Source organism: Bacillus sp. ChL18 (genome assembly GCF_026241425.1).
GTDB classification, from domain to species: domain Bacteria; phylum Bacillota; class Bacilli; order Bacillales; family Bacillaceae; genus Bacillus; species Bacillus velezensis.
The window spans coordinates 352,618-364,764 of record NZ_JAPHWE010000001.1; the positions used below are offsets into that span (position 1 = coordinate 352,618).

10 protein-coding genes are annotated in these 12,147 nt (G+C 46.7%); 7 read left to right on the forward strand and 3 right to left on the reverse strand.

The genetic code is table 11. The features are described 5' to 3' along the window. Window positions 1-6: 6 nt before the first annotated feature. Complete coding sequence (locus tag OQ477_RS01915) at window positions 7-498, reverse strand: DUF1641 domain-containing protein (RefSeq protein ID WP_007612765.1); 492 nt, start codon at window positions 496-498, stop codon at window positions 7-9. 17 nt (window positions 499-515) lie between these two features. Next, entirely contained in the window at window positions 516-3,458 is a 2,943-nt protein-coding gene (gene fdhF / locus OQ477_RS01920; RefSeq protein ID WP_265971214.1) for a formate dehydrogenase subunit alpha, read from the reverse strand. Between the two features lie 306 nt (window positions 3,459-3,764). On the opposite strand from fdhF, the gene OQ477_RS01925 reads away from it, so the two are divergent. The 7 genes from OQ477_RS01925 (at window position 3,765) to OQ477_RS01955 (ending at window position 10,735) form a co-directional block, all read left to right on the forward strand. After that, window positions 3,765-4,133, forward strand: a complete 369-nt coding sequence (locus OQ477_RS01925) for a DUF2294 domain-containing protein (RefSeq protein WP_007408224.1) — start codon at window positions 3,765-3,767, stop codon at window positions 4,131-4,133. 266 nt (window positions 4,134-4,399) lie between these two features. Continuing rightward, on the forward strand, window positions 4,400-5,200 hold the full coding sequence (locus OQ477_RS01930) for a formate/nitrite transporter family protein (RefSeq protein WP_007408225.1): 801 nt from the start codon (window positions 4,400-4,402) through the stop codon (window positions 5,198-5,200). Window positions 5,201-5,589: 389 nt separating this feature from the next. Further along, window positions 5,590-5,730, forward strand: a complete 141-nt coding sequence (locus OQ477_RS01935) for a YrzI family small protein (protein ID WP_003152787.1) — start codon at window positions 5,590-5,592, stop codon at window positions 5,728-5,730. 172 nt (window positions 5,731-5,902) lie between these two features. After that, entirely contained in the window at window positions 5,903-6,058 is a 156-nt protein-coding gene (locus OQ477_RS01940; RefSeq protein ID WP_265971215.1) for a hypothetical protein, read from the forward strand. Between the two features lie 172 nt (window positions 6,059-6,230). After that, a complete protein-coding gene (locus OQ477_RS01945) occupies window positions 6,231-6,770 on the forward strand; it encodes a class I SAM-dependent methyltransferase (protein ID WP_265971216.1) in 540 nt (179 codons plus the stop codon). Between the two features lie 209 nt (window positions 6,771-6,979). Continuing rightward, entirely contained in the window at window positions 6,980-7,546 is a 567-nt protein-coding gene (locus tag OQ477_RS01950; RefSeq protein WP_014418456.1) for a TetR/AcrR family transcriptional regulator, read from the forward strand. 27 nt (window positions 7,547-7,573) lie between these two features. Continuing rightward, window positions 7,574-10,735: a bifunctional cytochrome P450/NADPH--P450 reductase gene (locus OQ477_RS01955; RefSeq protein ID WP_265971217.1), complete on the forward strand. Its 3,162-nt coding sequence runs from the start codon at window positions 7,574-7,576 to the stop codon at window positions 10,733-10,735. 149 nt (window positions 10,736-10,884) lie between these two features. Here OQ477_RS01955 and OQ477_RS01960 read toward each other — a convergent pair whose 3' ends face one another. Further along, window positions 10,885-12,093, reverse strand: a complete 1,209-nt coding sequence (locus OQ477_RS01960) for an MFS transporter (protein WP_265971218.1) — start codon at window positions 12,091-12,093, stop codon at window positions 10,885-10,887. Window positions 12,094-12,147 lie beyond the last annotated feature (54 nt).

The window sequence follows — 12,147 nt, forward strand, 5'->3', positions numbered from 1 at the left end:
CATTTCTTATTCAGACGGGGTTTCACGTAATTCTTTTCCCATTCCTTTTAAAAACTGCAGCCCGAAGCCGAGCGCGCGGTTAATATCAGGATCACCGACGGCTTTCATCAGTTCAAACATACTGACTTTCCTGTCCTCTTTTAAAAATCTTTGCGCCTGATCCGTCCCGGCCATGGCGCTTTCTAAAAGTCTGCCCATAAATTCGGGATCAGCTTTTGACAGCGCGCCTCCCGCGGCCATCATCGTATTCAGGAGATTGGTGACAGGTTCCCGGGAAATCTGTCCGAGTGCAATTTTGGCAATCTCCTCTTTTGCCTGGAGCATATAGCCGGCGGCATCAAAAATGCCCAAGCTATTCAGCTCTGCCATGATGGACATCGTTTTCGCGACGGCTTCTTCATTTTCTGCGAGAAGCGTCTTCAGCTCTTCCAGTTTTTCAGCTTTCAGCTGTTCCTCTGTTTTCGTTTCTTTTTGAATTTCAGTAATTGGGCTTGCCATAATGTTTCCTCCTTTCCTTAATCAGTTAAGTGCACATAGCCCGGACGGTTCCATTTTCGCTGAGCTTCCACACCGTTTTGCGGATGACGTTTTTTGTTCCGCGGATTCGTTTTCGGAAGCGGCGGAGTATCACAGGAACCGAGCACTTCCATGCGGACTTTTGTCTGCTTATAGGCAGGTGTATGTGTCCGTGAATCATACGCAGGCCCGGTCAGGAAATTAATCGCAGAATCTTTATCTGTAGAGTTCATCGGCAGATAAAGCTCATTTGCGCGGACACGGTCTGTCACAAGCGCGTTCAATTTAACCGCTCCAAAAGGAGAGACGAGCCGGATCATTGTTCCGTCGCAAATTCCGCGTTCAGCCGCGAGCTCCGGCGATACTTCAACAAATACATCCGGAACTTTAGACTGAATGCCTTTTGACTTGTTTGTCATGTTTCCTTCGTGGAAATGTTCAAGCATCCGTCCGTTGTTAATATGCAGGTCATATTCTTCAGGGAATACAGCAGGCTCCACCCAATCGCTCAGCGCAAAACGGGCTTTTTTGTCCGGGAAGTTAAAGCCGTCTTCATAAAGAAGCGGAGTGCTTTCTCCCGTAAAGCTTCCCCACAGGAAGCTGTTCCAGCCGCTAAGGACGTCGTAGCTTGCTTTTCCGAACAGCGGAGAAAGGCTCGCCATTTCTGAGAAAATGTCGCTGGGATGCGTGTAATTCCAACCAGCGCCTAAACGATTGGCGACTTCCTGAATAATCCACCAGTCGGGTTTTGCATCGCCGAGTGTCGGAAGCGCCTGATACAACCTTTGCACACGCCGCTCTGTGTTTGTAAATGTTCCGTCTTTTTCAAGAGATGGAACCGCAGGCAGGATGACATCCGCGTATTGCGCCGTTCTTGAAAGGAAAATATCCTGCACAACAAAGAAATCAAGGCTGGATAAAATGTCATGAACATGGTTGGCGTTTGAATCGACGAGCGCCATATCTTCACCGACGAGATACATGGCTTTCATGTTTCCTTCTTCAATCGCATGGAGCATTTCGATATTATCAAGACCCGGCTTGCCGTCAATTTCAACACCGTAAGCTTTTTCGAATTTAGCGCGTGCCGCATCATCGGTAATATGCTGATACCCCGGAAGCCAGCCTGGAAGAGTTCCCATATCGCAAGCGCCTTGAACGTTGTTATGTCCCCGCAGCGGATAGGCTCCGGCGCCCGGACGGCGGTAGTTTCCTGTGGCAAGCAGCAGGTTGGAAATCGCCGCTGATGTATCAGAGCCGCCTGTATTTTGAGTAACGCCCATGCCCCAAAGAACACAAGTGCCGTCAGCATCACGAATCATTTCGGCAATACGGATGATCGTATCCTGAGAAAGTCCGGTGATGCGCTCCGCATATTCCAATGTGTATTTTTCCAGCGTTTCTTTATAATCATCAAAGTAGTTGACATTTTCATCAATAAACGCTTGATCGTGCCAGCCTTGGTCAATCATATATTTCGTTACTGCCATGAGCCAGACCTGGTCAGTCCCTTGTTTCGGGCTGATAAAGAGGTCGGACCGTTCAGCCATTTCATTTCTGCGCAGATCGGCAACAATCAGTTTTTGGCCGTGCAGTTTATGGGCGCGTTTCACGCGTGTGGCCAGAACCGGATGTCCTTCCGCCGGATTGGCGCCGACGATGAGCACGAGGCCCGCTTTTGCGATATCTTTAATTGTGCCGGCGTCACCGCCCATTCCGACGGTGCGGAATAAGCCGTCCGTTGCCGGTGACTGGCAGTAGCGTGAGCAGTTATCCACGTTGTTGGTTTCAAATACTTGGCGCGCCAATTTTTGAATGACATAGTTGTCTTCATTCGTAATTTTAGAAGAAGAAATAAAGCCGACAGAACCATTTCCGTGTTCGGCCTTGATCGAACCGAGTCTTGAAGCGACAAGATCAAGAGCTTCTTCCCATGACGATTCAACAAATGCGCCGTTTTTCCGGATAAGCGGTTTTGTAATCCGTTCTTCCGAATTCACGAAGTCCCAGCCGAATTTCCCTTTCACACAAGTGGAAATCGCGTTAACCGGAGCATCGGAAACAGGCTGAATTTTAAGGATGTCACGTCCTTTTGTCCATACTTCAAAAGAGCATCCGACGCCGCAGAACGTGCAGACTGTTTTTGTTTTTTTCGTCCGTTTATCGCGCATAGCCGCTTCCACTTCTGACACGGCGAAGATGCTTGTATAGTCGGGTTCAACATTTTTTACTAAATCAATCATCGGTTCCATGACATCTTCTTTTATTCCTGTCATAAATCCGGCTTGGCCGAGCATTGATTTTTCCATCAGTGCGTTACAAGGGCAGACAGTGACACACTGGCCGCAGCTGACGCAGGATGATTCATTAATGGCGACGCCTTCATCCCAAATGACCCGCGGGCGGTCGCGCTGCCAATCAATTGAAAGGGTCTCATTCACCTGAAGGTTTTGACACACTTCCACACATTGGCCGCAGGCGATGCATTGGTTCGGATCATAGCGGTAAAACGGGTGAGACATATCAACCGCGCACTTTGAATCATCCTTCGGCGTATACGGATATTTCTGATGCTCAATTCCCATCATTTCCGCTGTATTATGCAGTGTGCAGTTGCCGTTGTTGTTATCGCATACCGTACAGTAAAGCAGGTGATTCTCGAGCAGGCGGTCCATGGCCTCTGTCTGAGCCTCTTTTACCCTTCCCGACGTAAGCGAGATGGACATCCCGTTTTCTGCAGCCGTGGAACAAGAGCGCTGCAATTTCCCGTTTACTTCAACAATACAGGTGTCACATGTTTGAATCGGATCCACTTCCGGTACATGGCATATTTGCGGAATCTCAATTCCGTTTTGGTTTAAAATATCTAAAATCTTAGACCCCTCTGGTGCTTCATACTCCGTGCCGTCAATTGTGACACGGATAGACTGAACGTCTGTCACTTCCAATTCCCCTCCATCTTTTAAACTCGAAAAAAAGCCATGCACATAGATACCGGCCTCCTGTCCGGAGAACGGTATAAATACGCATGGCGGAATAGTTCACTAGCAAGTCTTACTAACAGACCAATCCTATTTGTATAAAACGATAGACTCATAACACGTTTCCTATTACAAATCCATCTTCACTGCTTTTATTATAAGGTGATATTTATTATAATACAATACGAAAGGAAAACTTTAACCAGGTGAAATGTCACAAAGGGGAACCGGGAATGTCTTTCATAGGCTAAAATCGGAGGGGACAATATGTCTAAAAAAATTCATGAATTTAACGATATTATCCGGAAATTGCGCAAAGAATTATTTGGAAAGGGGCCTGAACGAATTCACACCGTTTTTGTGGATAACATGGCGGTATCTACACTTTACGGAAATCTAAGCGCAAGTGAGCAGTTTATCGCACGCACGCCTGAAGGAAGAGAAATGGTTCATGCGGCGCGAACCAGCTTAATTCAGGAGCTGTATTCAAAACAAACGCCTGACGGAATGGAAGAGCTCATCGGAGCAAAGCTGGTGCATCTGTTTTCAGATATTAAAATAGAGGAAAATATTGCCGTATCGGTGTTTGTCTTTGACCGCTCAATTGAAGAGCATAAAGAAGAAATCAAAAGCTGACAATATTCAATTGACACGAAATTGTCACATTTGATATGATATGAACTGCCAGCAGTGGCCTAAGGACGATTTTTTATGGAATGTGTGCATGATCTGTACATATTCTATACCGCATATTTTCATTCTGCTTGATATTGTTGTATGGGTATGCATACAAGTTAGGCAGCATTCAAACCCCGTTTTTTCAGACGGGTTAGTTGAATGCTGCCTTTTTTGTTAGGCGTCTTTGGAAACTGCGGGCTGAAATGATAAATGGAGGGGTTATTATGGCTTTTCGTAAACCGGACGAAATAGCGGAGCTTGCGGTCGAATCAGGGGTAAAAAAGGTGCATTCACCGCTTTCAGCACTGATTGTATTAGGATTTTTGGGAGGAGCGTTTATCGCACTCGGTTATTTGCTTGATATCCGTGTCATCGGCGACCTTCCGAAAGAATGGGGAAGCCTGTCGAGTTTAATCGGAGCGTCCGTGTTTCCCATCGGATTGGTGCTCGTCGTTCTTGCCGGCGCGGAGCTGATTACGGGAAATATGATGTCGGTATCCATGGCGCTGTTTTCCAGAAGAATATCCGCCGGTGCATTAGTGAAAAATTGGGTGATCGTGACGTTGATGAATCTTGTCGGCGCACTGTTTGTCGCTTACTTTTTCGGACATGTTGTCGGATTAACCGAAACAGGACCTTACTTGGAAAAAACGATTGCGGTCGCACAAGGCAAATTGGATATGCCGTTTGGAAAAGTCATTGTTTCGGCGATCGGCTGTAACTGGCTTGTCTGTTTGGCCGTCTGGCTTTCTTTCGGCGCGGAAGACGGAGCCGGAAAAATCGCGGGTATATGGTTTCCGATTATGGCGTTTGTCGCAATTGGTTTTCAGCACGTTGTAGCCAATATGTTTATCATCCCGGCTGCGATTTTTGCAGGTTCTTTTTCGTGGGGTGATCTGATTGGCAATCTCATTCCGGCCTTTATCGGGAATGTCATCGGCGGGGCAGTGTTTGTCGGTCTTATTTATTTTATTGCATATTCAAAAAAAGATCAGAAAAAGCAAGGGATGAAAAGAGTTTCCTGAGGTAAGAAAGATGCCGGAAAACACGGACAATTGAAGCGGAATGCCAGCACATTTTCCGTCCAAATCTTGAAAAAAATGTTTACAAAATGGAAGTTGGTGGATATACTTACAAAGTAAGAAAAAAGCAAAGGGAGGTTGAATCACATGACGACGTTAAACGGCAATCAAAATCTACAATTGAACCGATTCAGCCTGTGGAAGAGTTCGTGTCCTTCCTTAACCTCTGCCCGTCAAGCACGTTAATTTCGGAGTATCAGGACATTCGCAGCTCCCCGCAGGGAAAGAAGCACCGTCTTCTTTTGTCTGCGGATTTAGTCTGCCCGCAGCGCATATGAACTTTGCTGCGGGTTATTTTCGCTTGTGCGGATATTGAAAGGGGGTGAGCGATAATGACCATTAATCTTTTCTTTTTAACACTGACCATTTCAAAGCGTTTTAAAAGTGCGGAAGAGTATGAACGAGAACAGCAGGTCGAAGAGTTTTATAATGAAGCGAAAGAACGCCAGCTGAAACATTTTTATATGAACTAACGGACACGAAGGGCCAAAACGGAGGAGAAGGAGGAGATCATCATGTTCAGAATTGAACTGCTGAATCATTACACAATGGAGAAGGACCAGGTTTAGCGAGGATGTTGCTGTCACGTCGCAGACGGCCTGCATACCATGGTAAAGAAAGAAAAATTGGTAAGCGGGTGATAGCATGCAAGGCGGTCAGAACAGAATTCCATCCATCGGGCACGGGTATACGTCAATGCCCCATTCATTTAAACACGGCTACGGCAACCCGTATCGCCGGCAGAGAATGGCGGCGCTTTCCCGGCAGACAAGATATATAGCACCGTATTATTGGTACTAGAGCAGGCGGAAAACCTACGTTTTCCGTCTTTTTTTTATGAAAACAAATATAAATTTCAAATAAATCGAAACGTTCATGAAGAGAAGTGCGTCTAGTTAGTACCTCATACTAATACGAGGTAATATTATTTCTGAATAATAAATCACAGGAATGGAAAAGCGGGTGTTATACAATGTTGCAACATACATCTTCAGCATTAAAACGAATGCGCGCGAAATACTTTGCTGCATCAGAACCGGCAGAGTCAGTCATTCAGCAAATCTTGATGGACATACAGGAATACGACCGCATTTTGGAAATCGGGACCGGAAACGGCTCAATGTTTAAACAAATCATCGGACAGCTTGAAAAGGGCAGTCTTAAAAGCATAGAAACATCGAAACGTAAAATACGGAAAACACAGCGCGCAAACCGTTCGGTTATAAAAGCCGGGCTCGGAAACATTCAGCAGGGAAGGCCGGAAAGCATACCGTTCCGCGACCGCAGCTTTCATAAAGTCTTCTCATTACATACTGCTGAAACAGTCAGCGATTACCGGACAGCATGTAAAGAAGTGTACCGCGTTCTTCAAATTGACGGGTGTTTCTATATGGTTTTGAAACCTTCGCGGATGAGTGAGAAGGATGTGATTGGGGTGCTCTATGATCAGCATTTCAGAGACATTTCAGTTGTCAGCAGAGATTCATTCCATTTTATTACTGCCATTAAATAGAATATTTCTTGGGAAATAAAAAGAGCTGCTTAAGTCACTGCAGCTCTTTTTGTGAAATTGGGCATATTTCCTTATTTTTGGTTATTTCACATATATTTTATATTAAAAAAAGTTTTTTTCTTATACAATGGTAATCAGATGACCGTACATTTTAAATATTTTGAACAAACGGAATGAATATTCATTCCGCATTTAGAAAGGGGGATGAAATGACAGCTTCAAACAAGGTTGAACTCATTATGAAAGCGTCGCTTACTTTGTTTACAGATAGAGGATTTGACGCCACGACGATTCCGATGATTGCCGCTCAGGCCGATGTCGGAACCGGCACAATTTACCGTTACTTTGACAGTAAAGAGACACTTGTGAACGTACTGTATCAGGAAAGTGCGCAGCGTTTTATGAAAAAAGTCAAAACAGACTTTCAGGGGATATCTGTAAGAGAAGGGTTTCATCACCTGTTTTATTGTCTGATTGATTTTACGAAGGAAAGTGAGTATGCATTGTTTTTTCTTGAAACGAATAAGGACGCCTACTTTCTGAATGAAACGAGCCGTAAGCTTCTTGATGAAATAACACAGATGCTTGACGTCTTTTTTCAGCGCGGCAAGTCTGAAGGCGTGCTCCGCAATCTGCCGTCCAATGTGCTGATGGCGCTGCTGCTCGGGGCATATCTCAAACTCTATCAGCTTGTCCGGACGGGAAGCGTCGAAATAACAAAACCGTTTCTGAAAGAATTGGAACAATGTTCTTGGGATGCCATCAGAACTCATTAATTATACGCCGAAGGAAGGAAGATCGATATGAAACAGCTAAGCGCTATACCGCAGCCGAAAACATACGGGCCTCTGAAAAATCTCCCTCACTTGGAAAAAGAAAAACTGTCACAATCGCTTTGGAAAATTGCCGAAGAATACGGCCCGATCTTTCGTTTTGAATTTCCGAGCTCTGTCGGGGTCTTCGTATCAGGCCGCGAGCTTGCGGCAGAAGTCTGTGATGAAAAGCGATTTGACAAAAATCTCAGCAAAGCCCTGCTGAAAGTCCGTGAGTTTGGCGGTGACGGACTATTTACGAGCTGGACTCACGAAAAGAACTGGCAGAAAGCGCATCGGATTTTATTGCCGAGCTTCAGCCAGAAGGCGATGAAAGGCTACCATTCAATGATGCTTGATATTGCCATGCAGCTCGTGCAGAAGTGGAGCAGATTAAATCCGAATGAAGAAATTGACGTTGCCGAAGATATGACGCGCCTGACGCTGGATACAATCGGCCTGTGCGGATTTCATTACCGCTTTAACAGCTTTTACCGCGACACACAGCATCCTTTTATCACAAGTATGCTTCGTGCGCTGCAGGAGGCAATGCGCCAATCGCAGAGACACAGCCTGCAGGACAAGCTGATGATCAAAACGCGACATCAGTTCCAGCAGGATATTGAAGAGATGAATTCGCTTGTAGACCGGATCATCGCTGAGCGGAGGGAAAATCCGGATGAGAATCTGTCTGACCTTTTAGCATTGATGCTTGAAGCGAAAGACCCTGTAACGGGGGAAAGGCTGGATGATGAAAATATCCGTTATCAAATCATTACCTTTTTGATCGCTGGGCATGAAACCACAAGCGGGCTGCTTTCTTTTGCGATATACTGCCTGCTGAAAAATAAAGATAAATTGAAAAAAGCTGTTCAGGAAGCCGAGCGGGTGCTGACGGGAGAGACCCCTGAATATAAGCAGATTCAGCAGCTGACATATATCCGCATGGTGTTAAACGAGACTTTGCGGCTGTATCCGACTGCCCCGGCATTTTCTCTGTACGCGAAGGAAAATACGGTTCTCGGCGGGAAATATCCGATTGCGAAGGGACAGCCGGTGACGATTCTGACTCCGCAGCTGCACCGGGATAAAAGCGCGTGGGGAGAAGATGCCGAGTCATTCCGCCCGGAAAGGTTCAGTGATCCCGCGGCAATTCCGGCAGATGCGTATAAGCCGTTCGGAAACGGACAGCGCGCATGCATCGGGATGCAGTTTGCCCTTCAGGAAGCGACAATGGTGCTCGGCCTTGTCCTGAAACACTTTGAACTGATTGATCATACTGATTATGAGCTTACGATTAAAGAAGCTCTAACCATTAAGCCCGGTGATTTTAAAATCCGTGTGAAAAACAAGGACGTGTCCAATCATCAGCCCGTACAAAACCATAAAGCTGAAGGAAGCGGTCACAAAGAAGAAACGAAAGAAATCCCGTCCCACGGAACGCCGCTTCTCATTCTTTACGGATCAAATTTAGGAACTGCGGAAGGAATCGCGGAAGAGCTGGCTGATATCGGAAGAAGCAAAGGATTTTCAACTGAAACCGGCCCGCTCGATGATTATGCCGGGAAACTGCCTGTAAAAGGCGCGGTCGTTATTGTTACGGCTTCTTATAACGGGGCGCCGCCTGATAATGCGGCGGGTTTTGTGAAATGGATGGAAACCCTTGAAGATCAGGAATTAAAGGGTGTTTCTTACGCCGTTTTCGGCTGCGGAGACCGCAACTGGGCCGCCACTTACCAGAGGATCCCCCGCCTGATAGACAAAGTGCTTGAAGAAAAAGGGGCAAAACGGCTGACCTCTATCGGAGAGGGCGACAATGCCGATGATTTTGAGTACAGTCAGGAAGCCTGGGAAGACTCATTCTGGAAGGACATCATGAAGGCTTTTCATATAGAGGCCGCTCCAAAACAGGCAAACAAATCACAGTTATCAATCGAATACGTAAGTGAAGCAGCCGAGACGCCGATTGCCAAAACGTACAAAGCATTTGAGGCACAAGTTATCACAAACAAAGAGCTTCATACCGAAAGCAGCAAGCGCTCAGTCCGGCATATTGAGCTGAGTCTCCCCGAAACAGAAACGTATCAGGAAGGAGATCATCTCGGGGTGCTTCCGCAAAACAGCGGGGAACTGATCAGCCGTGTCATTCACCGATTCGGTCTTGATCCGAACCAGCACTTTAAGATCAAGGGCCGGCAGCTGCCTCATCTGCCGATGGACCGGCCGGTTAATGCGCCGGAGCTCTTGGCGTCCTATGTAGAGCTGCAGGAGCCGGCAACGAGAGCCCAGCTTCGCGAACTTGCCGCACATACCGTGTGCCCGCCGCATCAAAAAGAATTGGAGCATCTTTATTCTGATGATACGGCATATAAAGAAAACGTGCTGAAAAAACGAATGACCATGCTGGACCTGCTGGAAGATTATCCTGCATGTGAACTGCCGTTTGAGCGCTTTTTAGAACTTCTGCCGTCCTTAAAGGCGCGCTATTATTCAATCTCAAGCTCACCGAAGGCAACTAGCGGGGAGCTCAGTATCACGGTCGGCGTTGTGACGGCTCCGGCATGGAGCGGCCGTGGGGAATACCGGGGCGTGGCTTCGAACTATTTAGCCGGATTACAGAATGGCGATTCTGCCGTCTGTTTCATCCGCTCGCCGCAGTCGGGTTTCGCATTGCCTGAAAATCCGAAAACGCCTCTCATTATGGTCGGAGCAGGCACAGGAATTGCGCCGTTCAGGGGATTTATCCAGGCGCGTGCTGCCGAAAAAATGTCCGGTAACAGCCTGGGCGAAGCTCATTTATACTTCGGCTGCAGACATCCTGAACAAGACGATCTGTACAAAAATGAATTCGACCATGCGGAGAAAAACGGCCTTGTCACCGTGCGCCGGGCGTATTCCAGGTTAGATCAGGACTGTAAAGTATATGTACAGGATGTTCTGCTTCGCGAGGCTGAACAAATTATTGCTCTTCTTGACCAAGGCGGCCATCTCTATATATGCGGTGACGGAAGCAAAATGGCTCCGGCCGTGGAAAATGTACTGCTTCAGGCGTATGAAAAGGTGCATAACACTGATTCAAAAGTTTCCTTGGAGTGGCTTGAACAGCTGCAGGCGGAAGGAAGATATGCGAAAGATGTTTGGGCAGGTATGTAACAGAAGAGTGAGACAACTGAAGAATGTTTTTTAATTGAAGAAAGCCGGCACGATATTTGAAATCTACTGAATCAAAAGGAATAGTTATAGGGAGTATCGTGCCGGCCTTATCTTTAGTATCGGACAAAAGACACAAATCTTTAATGTTTTTATTGATTTACATGCAGACGGCTATGTCCCTTTTTTCTGAATTCCGCCAGAAATAAAACCGGATAAGACAGCAATAGCAAAACCGAAATAAATGAAATGATACCGATCCAATGAAAATGCGTCCAAAAGAAACCGCCGCAAGACCCGGCCACACTTGAACCGATATAGTATGCAAGCAGATATAATGAAGAGGCTTGCGCGCGATGATCACCGGCTGCGCGGCCGACCCAGGCGCTTGCGATCGAATGCGCGCCGAAAAAGCCGAAGGTAAAGACGGCAATCCCCGCGATTTTAAGCGCAAGCTGGGGCAAAAGTGTCACCGCTGCGCCGGCAAGCATAACAAAAATCGCAATCTTAATCATTTTCGCGCTTCCGAAAAGATCTGCTTTTTTCCCCATATAGACCGAGCTGAACGTTCCCGCGAGATAGACAATAAAAATAAAACCGATCACAGTCTGCGACAAATGGTAAGGAGCCGCCATTAAATGAAAGCCGATATAATTATATAATGTCACAAAACTCCCCATTAATATAAATCCCAGAGATATTAACAAAAGCAGCCGTTTGCGGTGCAGGACCGCTCCGTATTCCTTACATGCCGCTTTTACGCCCGCATGCCGCTCAGACGAATGGCGCGGAGCCGGAAGAAAACGCCAAAACAAATAGCTTAATACAATAGAAAGAATGCCGATGATGGCAAGCGCGGGCCGCCAGCCGAATACATCGGTCAGAAGCCCCGTTAACAGCCTGCCGCTCATTCCCCCGATGCTTGTGCCGCTGATATACAAGCCCATCATTTTCCCGAGGCCCTTCGGATCAAACTCCTCGCCTACATATGTCATAGCGACAGCCGGAACGCCTGCCAGGAAAATACCGAGCAGCGCCCTCATCGCCAAAAGCGCCGGAAAAGTCGGACTGAACGCTGTTAATAGACCTAAAACAGATGTAGCTGTTAACGACAGCACCATTAATTTTTTTCTGCCGAATCCGTCAGACAACGAAGCGGCGGCCAATAATGAAAATGCCAAAACGGCTGTTGAGATGGATAAAGTTAAGCTGGCAGCCGCAGCGGAAATATGAAACTCTTCCGAAAACAAAGGCATAAGCGGCTGTGTCGTGTAAAGCGTGGCAAAGGTCACAAAGCCGCTGATAAACAGAGCCAAGCTGGCCTTTCTGTAAGCCTTTGTATGAGGCTGAATAAACGTCATGAATGTCCCTCTTTTCTCACTGTTGGTTATATATGTATCGTACGCTTTTCATTT